Annotated in this window: 10 protein-coding genes; 8 read left to right on the forward strand and 2 right to left on the reverse strand. The window is 59.1% G+C overall.

The features are described 5' to 3' along the window. Window positions 1-372: 372 nt before the first annotated feature. Window positions 373-2,028 carry a dihydrolipoyllysine-residue acetyltransferase gene (gene aceF / locus AUC60_RS19535; RefSeq protein ID WP_087271354.1) on the reverse strand — a complete coding sequence of 552 codons (1,656 nt, stop codon included), beginning with the start codon at window positions 2,026-2,028 and terminating at the stop codon, window positions 373-375. Between the two features lie 166 nt (window positions 2,029-2,194). Then, a complete protein-coding gene (gene aceE / locus AUC60_RS19540) occupies window positions 2,195-4,840 on the reverse strand; it encodes a pyruvate dehydrogenase (acetyl-transferring), homodimeric type (RefSeq protein WP_087271358.1) in 2,646 nt (881 codons plus the stop codon). 383 nt (window positions 4,841-5,223) lie between these two features. Here aceE and glnE point away from each other — a divergent pair, with 383 nt between their 5' ends. The 8 genes from glnE (at window position 5,224) to AUC60_RS19580 (ending at window position 15,378) form a co-directional block, all read left to right on the forward strand. After that, window positions 5,224-8,181, forward strand: a complete 2,958-nt coding sequence (gene glnE / locus AUC60_RS19545) for a bifunctional [glutamate--ammonia ligase]-adenylyl-L-tyrosine phosphorylase/[glutamate--ammonia-ligase] adenylyltransferase (RefSeq protein ID WP_087271361.1) — start codon at window positions 5,224-5,226, stop codon at window positions 8,179-8,181. Between the two features lie 221 nt (window positions 8,182-8,402). Next, on the forward strand, window positions 8,403-9,437 hold the full coding sequence (gene waaF, locus AUC60_RS19550; protein ID WP_087271363.1) for a lipopolysaccharide heptosyltransferase II: 1,035 nt from the start codon (window positions 8,403-8,405) through the stop codon (window positions 9,435-9,437). Next, window positions 9,438-10,505, forward strand: coding sequence for a lipopolysaccharide heptosyltransferase I (gene waaC, locus AUC60_RS19555; protein WP_087271366.1), 1,068 nt, complete (start codon window positions 9,438-9,440; stop codon window positions 10,503-10,505). It abuts the gene before it with no gap. Then, entirely contained in the window at window positions 10,505-11,629 is a 1,125-nt protein-coding gene (locus AUC60_RS19560; RefSeq protein WP_087271369.1) for a glycosyltransferase family 4 protein, read from the forward strand. Before waaC ends, AUC60_RS19560 begins: the two co-directional genes overlap by 1 nt. Continuing rightward, window positions 11,626-12,432, forward strand: a complete 807-nt coding sequence (gene rfaP, locus AUC60_RS19565; RefSeq protein ID WP_087271372.1) for a lipopolysaccharide core heptose(I) kinase RfaP — start codon at window positions 11,626-11,628, stop codon at window positions 12,430-12,432. Before AUC60_RS19560 ends, rfaP begins: the two co-directional genes overlap by 4 nt. Beyond that, a complete protein-coding gene (locus AUC60_RS19570; protein WP_087271375.1) occupies window positions 12,432-13,166 on the forward strand; it encodes a lipopolysaccharide kinase InaA family protein in 735 nt (244 codons plus the stop codon). Before rfaP ends, AUC60_RS19570 begins: the two co-directional genes overlap by 1 nt. Then, a complete protein-coding gene (locus tag AUC60_RS19575) occupies window positions 13,163-13,942 on the forward strand; it encodes a lipopolysaccharide kinase InaA family protein (RefSeq protein WP_087271378.1) in 780 nt (259 codons plus the stop codon). The genes AUC60_RS19570 and AUC60_RS19575 overlap by 4 nt, the downstream gene beginning before the upstream one ends. Then, the gene (locus tag AUC60_RS19580) at window positions 13,942-15,378 is read left to right on the forward strand and encodes a lipopolysaccharide kinase InaA family protein (protein WP_087271383.1); all 1,437 of its coding nucleotides are present in this window, start codon (window positions 13,942-13,944) and stop codon (window positions 15,376-15,378) included. The genes AUC60_RS19575 and AUC60_RS19580 overlap by 1 nt, the downstream gene beginning before the upstream one ends. Window positions 15,379-15,497 lie beyond the last annotated feature (119 nt).

Here is a 15,497-nt window from a genome sequence, read left to right on the forward strand (position 1 = left end):
AAATCGCGTCCGGCAAGGTTGCATCATGCAGCACTGGCTGACAAGGGAGCGCGGTGGCTTAGTGCTATAAATGTTTGGCCGAAATCGCCTGTTTGTATGCGTTTGCTGAATCAAGCCCTCTAGATCAAGGCTTTGCCGGGAGAGGGAGAAGATTTCGAATTAGCGGCATTTCGCCGCACTTTGCCAAATCGGACACAAAAAAAGCCCCGCCATGTGGGCGGGGTTGAGGTCGAGCGGTTTGGCTCGGTGAAAATGTGAGGGTATTGCCTGGTTCTGTAGGAGCGCACGAGCAATGCGAGGCCGCGATTGCGGTTCATCAGGCAGACCGCTATAGCTGCTTCGCGTTGCTCGTGAGCTCCTACAGATCCTCGGTTACAACAAGATCGTACGAATATCAGCCAGCAGATCGCTCAGGCGCTTGGTGAAGCGCGCGGCGGCTGCGCCGTTGATTACGCGGTGATCGTAGGACAGCGACAGTGGCAGCATCAGCTTCGGCTGGAAGGCTTTGCCGTCCCAGACTGGCTGCATGGTTGCCTTGGAAACACCCAGGATCGCCACTTCAGGCGCGTTGACGATCGGCGTGAAGCCGGTGCCGCCAATGTGTCCGAGGCTGGAAATGGTGAAGCAAGCGCCCTGCATCTCGTTCGCCGATAGCTTCTTGGTACGGGCTTTTTCGGCCAGCACAGCGGCTTCAGCAGCAAGTTGCAGCAGGCTTTTCTTGTCGACATCCTTGATGACCGGTACCAGCAGGCCTTCAGGGGTATCTACCGCGAAGCCGATGTTCACGTACTTCTTGCGGATCACCGCTTTGCCGCTTGGTGCCAGCGAAGCGTTGAAGTCTGGCAGTTCCTTGAGCAGGAAGGCGCAGGACTTGAGCAGCAGAGGCAGGATGGTCAGTTTGACGCCCGCTTTCTCGGCAACCGCTTTCTGCGCAACGCGGAAAGCTTCCAGGTCGGTGATGTCGGCCTGATCGAATTGCGTCACGTGCGGAATGTTCAGCCAGCTGCGATGCAGACCGGTCGCGCCCAGTTGCATCAGGCGGGTCATCGGTACTTCTTCGATTTCGCCGAAACGGCTGAAGTCGACTTCAGGGATTGGCTGGATACCCGCGCCGCCGCTTGCGCCGCCCGCTGGAGCTTCCTTGGCCTTCTGCATCATGGCCTTGACGTAAACCTGCACGTCTTCTTTCAGCACACGGCCGTGTGGGCCGGTGGCGCTGACTGCGCTCAGTTCAACACCGAATTCACGAGCCAGTTGGCGAACTGCCGGGCCTGCATGAACTTTGGCGCCGTCTTTGGCAGGTGCGGCGGTTTGGGCCGGGGCAGCGGCTGGCGCTTCTGCTTTCGGTGCAGGTGCAGCGGCCGGTGCAGCTTCAGCTTTGGCCGGTGCGGCGGCAGCAGGCGCAGCTGCTTGAGCCGGTGCAGCAGCAGGTGCAGCGCCAGCTACTTTCAATTTCAGGATCAGGTCGCCGGTGCCGACTTCGTCTTCGAGCTTGACGAGGATGGCTTCGACAACGCCTGCAGCTGGAGAGGGGATCTCCATGCTGGCTTTGTCGGATTCCAGGGTGATCAGCGATTGATCAGCGGTGATGGTGTCGCCGACCTTGACCATCAGTTCGATGATCTTGGCTTTGCCCGACGAACCGATGTCCGGTACGTGGATGTCTTGTACGGTTTCAGCAGCGGCAGCAGCTGGCTCGGCAGCAGGCGCCGGTGCAGCTTCAGCAGGCTTCTCGGCCGGTGCCGGAGCGGCAGCAGCAGGGGCAGCGGCTTCGGCTGGAGCTGCGGCAGCTTCGCCTTCAACTTCCAGTTCGAAAAGCTCGTCGCCTTCTTTCAGGCGGTCGCCCAGCTTCACTTTCATGGTCTTGATGACGCCAGCCTTGGGAGCGGGAATTTCCATGCTCGCCTTGTCCGACTCCAGCGTCAGAACGCTCTGGTCAGCTTCGATGCGATCGCCGACCTTGACCATCAATTCAATAACTTCACCTTCACCGTTGCCGATGTCGGGTACGCGAATTAGCTCACTCACAATGTCTCTCCTTCGGAGAACCTGTTCACTCTCGATGCGCCGGGTAAGTCAGTTACGACAAAACAGCTTTCAATGCTCATTACCGTTATCAACAACAGTAAATTCCGCATCTTCAGCTGCCTTGTCGCTCCTCTTTCAGCGCGTTATACGATCTCGAAGCAGACTCTTAACAATCCAGTGGGTTGCGTTTCTCAGGATCGATGCCGAACTTGACGATGGCTTCAGCCACCACCTTAGGTTCGATATCGCCACGATCAGCCAAGGCTTCCAGAGCGGCCAGCACAACGAAGTGACGGTCGACTTCGAAGAAGTTACGCAGTTTCTTGCGGCTGTCGCTGCGGCCGAAACCGTCAGTGCCCAAGACTTTGTATTCCTTGGTCGGAACCCACTGACGGATCTGGTCAGCGAACAGTTTCATGTAGTCGGTCGATGCGATCACCGGACCTTTACGGCCAGCAAGGCACTCTTCAACGTAGCTGACAGCTGGCTTCTGACCAGGATGCAGACGGTTGCTGCGCTCTACGGCCAGGCCGTCGCGACGCAGTTCGTTGAAGCTGGTAACGCTCCAGACATCAGCACCGATGTTGAATTCGTCACGCAGGATTTTCGCCGCTTCGCGAACTTCACGCAGGATGGTGCCCGAGCCCAGCAACTGGACGTGATGCGCCGCTTCCTTGGTGTCTTCTTCGAGCAGGTACATGCCCTTGACGATACCTTCCTCTACACCGGCCGGCATGGCTGGCTGGGCGTAGGATTCGTTCATCACGGTCAGGTAGTAGAAAACGTCCTGCTGTTCTTCGAACATCCGGCGCATGCCGTCCTGGATGATCACTGCCAGCTCGTAGCCGTAAGTCGGGTCGAAGGTGCGGCAGTTCGGGATGGTCGAGGCCAGAATGTGGCTGTGACCATCTTCGTGCTGCAGGCCTTCGCCGTTCAGCGTGGTACGGCCGGCGGTGCCGCCGATCAGGAAGCCACGGGTGCGGCTGTCGCCAGCGGCCCATGCCAGGTCGCCGATACGCTGGAAACCGAACATCGAGTAGAAGATGTAGAACGGAATCATCGGCTGGTTGTGGCTGGAGTACGAAGTACCGGCAGCGATGAAGGAGGACATGGCGCCTGCTTCGTTGATGCCTTCTTCCAGGATCTGGCCTTTCTTGTCTTCGCGATAGAACATCACTTGTTCTTTATCGACTGGCTCGTAGAGCTGGCCGACGGACGAGTAGATGCCCAGTTGGCGGAACATGCCTTCCATACCGAAGGTACGGGCTTCGTCCGGAATAATCGGCACGATGCGCGGGCCCACTTCCTTGTCCTTGACCAGTTGCGAAAGGATCCGCACGAAGGCCATGGTGGTGGAAATTTCGCGGTCGCCGGAACCGTCCAGGATTGCTTTGAGGGTTTCCAGTGGCGGAGTCGGCAGGTTGAAGCTTTCAGCGCGACGCTGTGGCACGAAGCCGCCAAGCGCAGCACGACGCTCGCTCAGGTAACGGGCTTCGGCACTGCCTTCTTCCGGTTTGAAGAACGGCAGGGATTCCAGCTGGTCGTCTTTGACCGGGATGTCGAAGCGGTCACGGAAGTGACGCAGGCTGTCGACATCGACTTTCTTGGTGTTGTGCGCAGTGTTTTTCGCTTCGCCAGCACCGGTACCGTAACCTTTGATGGTCTTGGCCAGTACCACGGTCGGTTGACCTTTGTGGTTAACAGCCTGGTGGTACGCCGCGTACATTTTGTACGGGTCGTGGCCGCCACGGTTAAGTTTCCAGATTTCGTCGTCGGACAGGTCAGCAACCATCGCCTTGAGTTCAGGCGTGTTGAAGAAGTGCTCGCGAACAAACGCGCCGTCTTTGGCTTTGTAGTTCTGGTACTCGCCGTCGATGACTTCGTCCATACGACGTTGCAGGATACCGTCGACGTCTTTGGCCAGCAGTGGGTCCCAGAAACGGCCCCAGACCACTTTGGTCACGTTCCACTGAGCACCGCGGAACACGCCTTCGAGTTCCTGGATGATCTTGCCGTTGCCGCGAACCGGGCCGTCGAGGCGCTGCAGGTTGCAGTTGACGACGAAGATCAGGTTGTCGAGTTTTTCACGACCGGCCAGCGCGATGGCGCCCAGGGATTCCGGCTCGTCGGTCTCGCCGTCGCCCAGGAAGCACCAGACCTTCTGCTTGCCTTCAGGAATGTAGCCGCGATGTTCCAGGTACTTCATGAAGCGCGCCTGGTAGATCGCCTGGATTGGACCCAGGCCCATGGATACGGTCGGGAACTGCCAGAAATCTTTCATCAGCCACGGGTGTGGATAAGACGACAGGCCTTTGCCGTCGACTTCCTGACGGAAGTTGTTCATTTGTTCTTCGGTGATGCGGCCTTCCATGAACGCACGGGCGTAGACGCCTGGCGATGCGTGACCCTGGAAGTAGATCAGGTCGCCGCCGTGTTCGTCGGTCGGGGCCTGGAAGAAGTAGTTGAAGCCAATGTCATACAGCGTGGCGCTGGAGGCGAAGCTGGAGATGTGACCGCCCAGGTCTGGGTCATTCAGGTTGGTTTTGACAACCATGGCCAACGCGTTCCAGCGGATCAGCGAGCGAATGCGGCGTTCCATGAACAGGTCGCCAGGCATGCGTGCTTCGTGAGTCACCGGAATCGTGTTGCGATAAGGCGTGGTGATGGCGTACGGCAGCTGCGAACCACTACGGGTGGCCAGCTCGCCCATACGGGTCATCAGGTAGTGAGCACGGTCTTCGCCTTCTTTGTCGAGAACCGATTCCAGGGCGTCCAGCCATTCCTGGGTTTCGACGGGATCGAGGTCTTGCATGGCTTGCTCCAGGGCGGAAAGGCTTCCAGAATCGGTTGCCTGAGTGTTTGCGACTGGCCTTGTGGGCAGACGACATAAATTCTTGGATGACCGGCGGTTGGTCCGGCGGCGTGTAGTTTTACTACAAATCGTCGGCTATTTCAGCCTTTCGAACTGTAGGGGCAGTAGTAAAGCTACAGGGAAGCGTATAAAACGTTCGTCATGTGTTGTGGGATAAAACGTTCCTGTTGGTTGAAAACAAACATAAACGGATCAAATCAGATGCTGGCTGCTACAAAAATCACTATCCCAGCAATTTATGACTTTTGTTCGACAGTTCTGTCAGTGGCGTGCCGGTTTCCTGCGCGCTACACAGCTCTTCGCACGCCGATCTAGGATAGACCATGAGCCTACCTTCGCTGGCCGATATTCCGGCCATCCTGCTGCCTTTAGTCTCTCGTGCGCAACAGTCGTTTCGCACATCTCTTGCTGCTTCGTCGGACGGCGCTTCGACATCTTTCGACGCCTGGCCTGAATCCCGTCGCGCAGCGTTCGACCGGGTTTGTGCGGCCAGCGACTTCGTCACCGAGCAGGTCTGCCGTGACCCGCATGTCCTGCTTGACCTCGCTGAATCCGGCGAGCTGGAGCGCAGTTTTGCGCCCGGCGAACTGCGCGGGCAGATCGCGGCAACGTTGGCCGAAGCGGTCAGCGAGGACGAACTGGGGCGTAATCTACGTCGCCAGCGCATGCGCCAGCAAGTACGGATTATCTGGCGCGATCTGACCCGCCAGGCTGATCTGGTGGAAACCTGTCGCGACCTGTCGGAAATGGCTGACGGCTGCATCGACCTGGCTTATCAATGGCTGTACGAGCGCCATTGCCAGCAGTTCGGCACGCCCACCGGTCGGCGCAGCGGCGAAGTGCAGCAGATGGTGATTCTCGGCATGGGCAAGCTGGGTGCCGTGGAGCTGAACCTTTCGTCGGACATCGATCTGATTTTTGCGTACCCCGAAGGCGGCGAGACGGTGGGGGTCAAGCGCCCACTGGACAACCAGGAGTTTTTCATCCGCCTGGGCCAGCGTTTGATAAAGGCGCTGGACCCGATCACCGTTGACGGCTTTGTGTTCCGCGTTGACATGCGCCTGCGGCCTTACGGTTCATCCGGGGCATTGGTGCTGAGCTTCAATGCGCTTGAGCAGTATTACCAGGATCAGGGGCGAGACTGGGAACGTTACGCGATGATCAAGGCCCGCGTAGTCGGCGGTGATCAGGCTGCGGGCGAGCAGTTGCTGGAGATGCTTCGGCCATTCGTCTATCGCCGCTATCTGGATTTCTCGGCCATCGAAGCGCTGCGCACCATGAAACAGCTGATTCAGCAGGAAGTACGCCGCAAGGGCATGGCGGAGAACATCAAGCTTGGCGCAGGCGGCATTCGTGAAGTCGAGTTCATTGCACAGGCATTCCAGTTGATTCACGGTGGCCGTGACTTGAGCCTGCAACAGCGACCTCTGCTTAAAGTGCTGCGCACGCTGGAAGGGCAGGGCTATCTACCTGCAGCAGTTATTGACGAGCTGCGCCAAGGCTATGAATTTTTGCGTTATACCGAGCACGCCATCCAGGCGATTGCCGACCGGCAGACGCAAATGTTGCCTGAAGACGAGAAGGATCAGGCCCGAATCGCTTTCATGCTGGGCTTTACCGACTGGCAGAGCTTCCACGAACGGTTGATGCACTGGCGTGGACGAGTGTCGTGGCATTTCCGTCAAGTCATTGCGGACCCGGACTCTGATCCGGACGACGAGCAGCAGGACGAGGCCGAAGTGGTGGTCGGTGTGGAATGGCTGCCGCTGTGGGAAGAGTCCCAGGACGAAGACGCCGCCTGCCGCCAGTTGCTGTCAGGTGGTTTCGTCGACGCAGACAAAGCACTGAAGAACCTCAACGATTTGCGCAACAGCTCGCAGCTGCGTTCCATGCAGCGTCTTGGTCGTGAGCGACTGGATGCGTTTATTCCGCGTCTCCTGGCGCAGGCGGTCGAGCATGACAACCCGGATCTGGTGCTTGAGCGCGTGCTGCCTTTAGTTGAGGCGGTCGCCCGGCGCTCGGCCTATCTGGTACTGCTAACCGAAAACCCTGACGCGCTGCGCCGGCTGCTCACCCTTTGCGCCGCAAGCCCGTGGATCGCCGAACAGATTACCCGCTTCCCGTTACTGCTTGATGAGTTGCTCAACGAGGGTCGTTTGTTCAGCCCGCCTCAGGCCCTGGAATTGGCGGCGGAATTGCGCGAGCGGCTGACGCGCATTCCCGAGGATGATCTGGAGCAACAAATGGAGGCGCTACGTCACTTCAAGCTGGCGCACCGTTTGCGCGTCGCGGCTTCTGAAATCACCGGCAGCTTGCCCTTGATGAAGGTCAGCGATTACCTGACATGGCTGGCGGAAGCGATCCTCGAAGAAGTACTGGCTTTGGCATGGCGCCACACCGTTGCACGCCACGGCACGCCTTCGCGTCCGGATGGCAGTCTGTGTGATCCGGGGTTTGTCATTGTCGGCTACGGCAAGGTTGGCGGCATCGAGCTGGGGCACGGCTCGGACCTTGATCTGGTGTTCATTCATGACGGTGATCCGCAAGCTGAAACCGATGGTGCGAAACCTATCGACAGTGCGCAGTTTTTCACCCGGCTCGGGCAACGGATCATCCATTTACTGACCGCGCAGACCAACTCCGGTCAGCTGTATGAAGTGGACATGCGCCTGCGCCCGTCCGGCGCGTCGGGGTTATTGGTCAGTTCGTTGGGGGCTTTTGCCCGCTATCAAGAAAATGAAGCATGGACGTGGGAGCATCAGGCTCTGGTTCGTGCCCGGGTGCTGGTTGGCAGTCGGGAGGTCGGGCATGCATTCGAGCAAGTGCGTGCAGCGGTGCTGGGTCGTGATCGGGACTTGCCGAAGTTGCAGCAGGAGGTCAGCGAGATGCGCGCCAAGATGCGCGGCAGCCTGGGGACCAAGGCTACAGCGGCCGGAACCGCAGCGAATGCCTTTATGGCGACGGTGCCATTCGATCTCAAGCAGGACGCCGGAGGTATCGTCGATATCGAATTTATGGTGCAATACGCGGCCTTGGCGTGGTCCCGGGAACATCCGGCGCTGCTGCGTTACACCGATAACATTCGTATTCTTGAAGGGCTGGAAGAGGCCGGGCTGATCCCCGCCAGTGATGCCAGCCTGTTGCGTGAGGTTTACAAGATCTACCGTTCGGCCGCTCACCGTCAGGCCTTGCAGAACCAGGCCGGAGTCGTGCCGGGGGATCAGTTTGAAACCCAGCGGCGTGAAGTGATGCGGGTCTGGGGGGAAATGGGGTTGAGTTGATCTTTGGTCCCTCAGACCCGTGGGACCGGCTTTAGCCGGGAAGGCGGCATTCCTGACGTAGAGGATGCATCGGATGTACTGACCTCTTCCCGGCTAAAGCCGGTCCCACGTCATGATGCATGTGCACTATATAAAGCTATGACAGGGAGGCGTCGGGTTGTGTGGGAACGTCACGCAAGCCGATCAGCCTCCCTGATCGTTTCTGTCGTTTTGGATGAAACATGAGAATTCTGATCGTTGGGCCTAGCTGGGTAGGCGACATGGTAATGGCGCAAACGCTGTTCCAGTGTCTGAAACAGCGCCACCCCGAATGCGACATCGATGTCCTGGCTCCGGAATGGAGCCGTCCGATTCTGGAGCGTATGCCTGAAGTGCGCGCGGCCCTGAGCTTTCCGCTGGGCCACGGTGCGCTGGAACTGGCCACGCGTCGCCGGATCGGCAAGTCCCTGGCGGGGCAATACGATCAGGCCATTCTGCTGCCCAACTCCTTGAAGTCCGCACTGGTGCCTTTTTTCGCGGGCATCCCGAAGCGCACCGGCTGGCGTGGCGAGTTCCGCTACGGTTTGCTCAACGATGTACGGACCCTCGACAAAGAGCGTTATCCGCTGATGATCGAGCGTTTCATGGCGCTGGCGTACGAGCCTGGCGCTGATCTGCCGCGGCCGTACCCAAAACCGGATCTGCGTATCGACGTCACTACCCGCGATGCCGCGCTCGCCAAGTTTGGTCTGAGCCTGGATCGACCGGTCCTGGCGCTGTGTCCCGGCGCCGAGTTTGGCGAATCCAAACGCTGGCCTGCCGAGCATTACGCGAAAGTCGCCGAAGCGAAGATTCGTGAAGGTTGGCAAGTCTGGTTGTTCGGTTCAAAGAAAGATCATCCTGTCGGTGAAAACATTCGTGAACGGCTGATTCCGGGCTTGCGCGAAGAGTCGGTCAACCTCAGCGGCGATACTTCGCTGGCTGAAGCCATTGATTTGCTGTCGTGTGCCGATGCCGTTGTGTCCAACGACTCGGGCCTGATGCACGTCGCTGCGGCGCTGAATCGCCCATTGGTGGCGGTTTACGGCTCGACATCGCCGGGCTTCACGCCGCCGCTGGCCGATCAGGTAGAAGTGGTGCGTTTGGGTCTCGAGTGCAGCCCCTGCTTTGATCGCACTTGCCGGTTCGGCCACTACAATTGTATGCGCCTGCTGGAGCCGGACTCTGTGGTGCAGGCACTGGATAATCTGGGCGCCACGCCGGTGGAGGTCGCCTGATTGCGGGTCTTGCTCATCAAAACTTCATCACTGGGTGATGTGATTCACGCGCTGCCAGCGCTGACTGATGCGGCGCGGGCCATACCGGGTATCCAGTTTGACTGGGTGGTCGAGGAAGGTTTTGCCGAAATCCCCACTTGGCACCCAGCCGTTGGCAATGTGATTCCAGTCGCGATCCGGCGCTGGCGCAAGAATCTTTGGCAAACATTCAAGACCGGAGAATGGCGGCGCTTCAAGCAGCGTTTGCGCGACACCCATTACGACCTGGTGATCGACGCTCAGGGGTTGCTGAAAAGCGCCTGGCTGACCCGCTATGTGAGCGCGCCCGTGGCCGGACTGGACAAGGATTCGGCCCGCGAACCACTCGCCAGTCGTTTCTACGATCAGGCTTATCCCGTCGCACGCGGGCAACATGCGGTGGAGCGCTTGCGGCAACTGTTCGGTCAGGCGCTGGGTTATGCAGTGCCTGCCGGGTTGGGCGATTATGGTCTCGACCGTGATCGCCTGCTGGGTGCAGACGTAAACACTCCGCCATTCGTTCTATTTCTGCACGGCACCACCTGGGACACTAAGCACTGGCCCGAGCTGTATTGGCGGCAGTTGGCCGAGCGCATGGGTGTGCAGGGCCTGCAAGTACGTCTGCCGTGGGGTAACCCGACCGAAAAAGCCCGTGCCGAGCGCATCGCCGAGGGACTGGAACATGCGGTAGTGCTGCCGAAGCTGAATCTGGCAGGCGTCGCTCAAGTGCTGGCCAGTGCGCAGGCGTGTGTGGCGGTGGATACCGGCATCGGTCATTTGGCCGCTGCACTGGATGTGCCGACTGTTTCCCTGTTTGGCCCGACCAACCCCGGCCTGACCGGTGCTTATGGCAAGTCGCAGGTTCATCTGGCGGGTGACTACCCGGCGTGTGCGCCATGCCTGCAAAAGAAATGCACGTATCAACCGACGGACGAAGACCGTCGTCAGTTCGATACTAAACGCGAGTGGCCGATGTGCTTCACTCGTTTGAATCCCGAGCGGGTAGCGAACCAATTGGGTTCGCTGTTGCTGGCAAAGGAGCCCGGCTGATGCAACTGGCTTTTGTACTTTATAAATACTTCCCGTTCGGCGGGCTGCAACGCGACTTCATGCGTATCGCTCTGGAGTGCCAGCAGCGCGGGCATCAAATCCGCGTTTACACCCTGATCTGGGAAGGCGAAGTGCCGCCGGGGTTTGAAGTGCTGGTGGCTCCGGTCAAAGCGTTCTTCAACCATCGCCGCAATGAAAAGCTCACTGCCTGGATGGAAGCGGACCTGGCCAAGCGCCCGGTGGATCGCCTGATCGGCTTCAACAAGATGCCGGGCCTGGACGTGTATTACGCCGCCGACGGTTGCTTTGAGGACAAGGCGCAAACTTTGCGCCATTCGCTGTATCGCCAATGGGGCCGCTATCGCCATTTTGCCGAGTACGAGCGAGCAGTGTTCGCCAAGGACGCGAAAACCCAGGTGCTGATGATCTCCGAAGTTCAGCAGCCTCTGTTCATCAAATATTACGATACGCCGTTGTCACGCTTTCATCTGTTGCCGCCGGGCATTGCCCAGGATCGTCGCGCACCGGCTGACGCGCCGCAGATTCGCGCCGGGTTCCGCAAGGAATTCGGGCTGGCTGACGATGACCTGCTGCTGGTGCAAATTGGCTCCGGGTTCAAGACCAAGGGCGTGGATCGCAGCCTGAAGGCGCTCGCCGCGCTGCCAGCCGAACTTAAAAAACGCACCCGGCTGTTTGTAATAGGTCAGGACGACCCCAAAGTATTCCAGCTGCAAAGCGCGACGCTGGGCCTGGGTGATCACGTCACCTTCATGAAGGGGCGCAGCGATATCCCGCGCTTCCTGATGGGGGCCGATGTCTTGATTCATCCGGCGTACAACGAAAACACCGGTACCGTGTTGCTCGAGGCGCTGGTCGCAGGCCTGCCTGTGCTGGTCAGCGCGGTGTGTGGCTACGCTCATTACATCGCCGAAGCCGACAGCGGTCTGGTGCTGGATGAGCCGTTCGAACAGTCACAGCTCAATCAATATCTGGCGAACATGCTGGCCGACGACGCGGCCCGCGCCGACTGGAGCCGCAATGGTTTGGCCTTCGCAGATACAGCGGACCTTTACAGCATGCCGCAGCACGCGGCCGATGTGATTCTGGCGGAGCACTACGCATGAAGTTGTTCCTTGCTGAACCGTTCAAGACCCTTTGGGAAGGCCGTGATGCCTTTGCCGAAGTCGAGCGTCTGGACGGTCAGGTCTATCGCGAGCTCGAAGGTCGACGCACGTTGCGCACCGAAGTCGACGGTCGCGGTTATTTCGTCAAGATTCACCGCGGCATTGGCTGGGGTGAAATTGGCAAGAATCTGCTCACCGCCAAATTGCCCGTGTTGGGTGCCGGCATGGAGTGGCAGGCCATCGCCCGCCTGAAAGAAGTCGGTGTGCCGACCATGACCGCCGTGGCTTATGGCGAACGGGGCAATAACCCGGCGGCGCAGCATTCTTTTATCGTCACTGAAGAGTTGGCACCTACCGAAAGCCTCGAAGACGTCAGCATCAATTGGCGCAATGAGCCGCCGGAGCCACGTCTCAAGCGCGCGTTCATTGCTGAAGTGGCACGGCTGGTTGGCATGATGCATCGCGCCGGGGTCAACCACCGCGACTGTTACATCTGCCATTTCCTGTTGCACACCGACAAGCCAGTCACTGCCGATGATTTCCGTCTCTCGGTAATCGATCTGCACCGCGCCCAGACCCGCCGGGCGATAACCCCGCGCTGGCGTAACAAGGATCTTGCTGCATTGTATTTTTCTGCTTTGGATATCGGCCTGACGCGGCGCGACAAACTGCGCTTCCTCAAAGGTTATTTCCAGCAACCCTTGCGTCAGGTGCTGGCTGAAGAAGCCAGGCTGCTGCGCTGGCTGGAAGTCAAAGCCGACAAGCTTTATGAGCGTAAAGTCCGCTACGGAGATGCGCTCTGATGGCGGGTTGGAATCTGGAACCGGCCTACGCTTTCCTGAGTGACGACTTTGGCAGCCTTGACGCGGTATTTGCGCTACAAGGCGATCGACTGACCCGCGATCCGCTGTCTGAAGTGATCAAGGTCCAGCGCCAAGGGGTGAATTATTACGTCAAGCGCTACGTGGGCGCGGGTAAAGGCTTGCGTCGCTACCTGGGCAAGCCGCGGGTCAAATCCGAGTGGCAGAACCTCAAGCGTTTTGCCAAGTGGGGCATTCCTACTGCCGAGGTCGTGGCGTGGGGGCTTGAACGTCGTGGTACCGCTTATGATCGTGGGGCATTGATTACCCGTGAATTGCCCAATACCGAAGACTTGTCTGCTATGGCAAAGCGTGAAGACCCGCGGCTGTCCGACCGTTCGTGGGTTGATACGATCAGCCGACAGGTGGCCCGCTACACTCGTGCCATGCATGATCAGAACTTTACGCACAACGACCTGAAGTGGCGCAACCTGCTGGTGGACGATAACGCCACGGTATTCCTGATCGATTGCCCTAACGGAGCCTTCTGGTGGAGCTTCATGCTGCGCTATCGGATCACCAAGGATTTGGCGTGTCTGGACAAGCTGGGTAAATACCATCTGTCCAACACCCAGCGCCTGCGCTTTTACTTGCAGTATCGGCAGCGTGCGCGACTCAATGCGTCCGACAAGAAACGCATCCGCCATGTCGTCAGTTTCTTTGAGGGACGCGAATGACCGATTTTATTGCACCCAGCGAGCGCCCGTTGCTGGAACGCCACGGCCTTGCTGACTTCGACTCGCTTTGGGAGGTCCAGCTTGATGCTGTCGATGAGCCCAATACCGGTCGCGGCGGCTGGAGCAGCGTATTCCGCATGGAGCTTGAAGGCTCGGGCTTTTACCTAAAGCGCCAGAGCAATTACCTGACGCGTACCTTGCATCATCCATTTGGCGAGCCTTCGTTTTCCCGCGAGTTTCGTAACATCAGCCGTTATCAGCAGCTGGGTATCCCCGCGTTGCAGGCGGTGTTTTACGGCGAACAGCGAGTCAAGGGTGAGCGCCGCGCAATCCTCATGACGCGGGCGCTGGATGGCTGGACTGATCTGGATACGCTGCTGCAGCACTGGCCCGAGATGGAGAGCCAGCAGCAGTCCGCGATTCTGCAATCCTGTGGTGACCTGGCGCGCACGCTGCATGCTGCCCGGCAAGTGCACGGCTGTTTCTATCCCAAGCATATTTTCATGCGGGCCAAGGCGGGCTTTTATCGCGCCCAGTTGATCGACCTGGAAAAAACCCGGCCATTACTGCTGGGCCAGCGTGACCGGATCAAGGACCTGGAGCCGTTGCTGCGTAGAGCACCGATGTGGAGCAGTGCGCAGGTTCGCGAATTGCTGGCGGCTTACCTGCAAGCGGGGATCGAGAGTCCGCAGGTCGAGGATTTGTATGTGCGACTCGGTAAACGGGGCAGCCATAAACGCGCTACGCGGCGCAGCGAACATGAAGAGATCCGTTGATGCGTTTGTCTGAACTCAAAGAGGCCGGACGCACGCCTGTGCTGCCGATCAATCTGGCGCTAGCCGATGCCGCTGGCCCTGCTGAATTGCAGTTGCTGACGTTGCTACGGGTTTTGCCTGGGCAGCGTTATGTCGGCGCCGGGGTATGGCGCGGTCGGCCGGTGCTGGCCAAGTTACTGGTCGGCCCGAAAGCAGCACGGCATTTTCAGCGCGAGCTGGAAGGCGTACGTGCATTGGCAGCGCAGGGCATGACCACGCCACTGCTGCTGGCTGACGGCCTGCAGGACGGTGAGGGCGGCTGGCTGCTTTTCGAGTTTCTCGAACAGGCCCGCAGTCTGGGGGATGCCTGGCTTGAAGTGGAGCACCAGGCACCGCTGAGCGACGCGCAGCAGGAAGTGTTGGGGGAGGCGTTGTCGGCTATCGCCCGGTTGCACCTCAAAGGGCTTTGGCAGGAAGACCTGCATCTGGACAACCTGCTGCGCTGCAACGGCAAGCTGTACCTGATCGATGGTGCTGGCATTCGTACTGAAGACGCTGGCAAACCGTTGTCCCGGCAAAAAGTGCTGGAAAACCTCGGCGTGTTTTTCGCGCAGCTGCCCAAGTCTCTTGAACCGTTCACCGAAGAGTTGCTGGTGCACTACCTGTTGAGCAACGGCGAACACGGTTTGCCGATGGAAGCGTTGCAGAAGCAGATCGATAAGGTTCGCGCTTGGCGTTTGAAGGATTACCTGGACAAAGCCGGGCGCGATTGCAGCCTGTTCAGCGTGATCGATGAGCCGTCGCAATTACGCGCGATTCGTCGGGAAGAGGAAGCAGCAATGTTGCCGGTGCTGGCTAACGCCGATGCGTTGCTGGATCAGGGCCACCTGTACAAGACCGGCGGCGCGGCGAGTGTCGCCAAGGTCGAAGTCGATGGCCGTGCACTGGTGATCAAGCGCTACAACATCAAGGATCTGGCTCACTGGTTCAAGCGCTTCTGGCGTCCGAGCCGTGCCTGGCATTCGTGGCGCGAGGGCAATCGACTGATGTTCCTTGGCATCGCCACGCCCAAGCCACTGGCATTGCTGGAGACACGCTTTTTCGGTTTGCGGAACAAGGCGTATCTGGTCACCGAGTTTTTGCCCGGGCCGGATATCATCGAGCGTTTTGCGCCGTATGTGGCGTCGGGGGATGCGCCGGAAAGCGAGCTGTTGGCGCTGGATCAGCTCTTCGAACAGTTGGTGCGCGAGCGCATCAGCCATGGTGATCTGAAAGGCCATAACGTGTTCTGGCATCAGGATCGCTGGGCGTTGATTGATCTGGACGCGATGTGTCAGCACGCGTCACAGGCCTCGTTCGCTACGGCCTTCGCCAAAGACCGCGCCCGTTTCATGCGCAACTGGCCCGCCGACAGCGCGCTGCACCAATTGCTGGAGCAGCGACTGCCGAAGGTTTAGCGCAGGCTACTTTACCAACCTGTGGGGCTGAGCTTGCATCGCTGATGCAGGCACCCCAGTCGTTCAGGCAGACCGCGTTATAGTTGATCGCGAGCAAGCTCGGCTCCTACAGGTGAGCG

It is taken from the genome of Pseudomonas caspiana, from assembly GCF_002158995.1.
Taxonomy (GTDB): Bacteria; Pseudomonadota; Gammaproteobacteria; order Pseudomonadales; family Pseudomonadaceae; genus Aquipseudomonas; species Aquipseudomonas caspiana.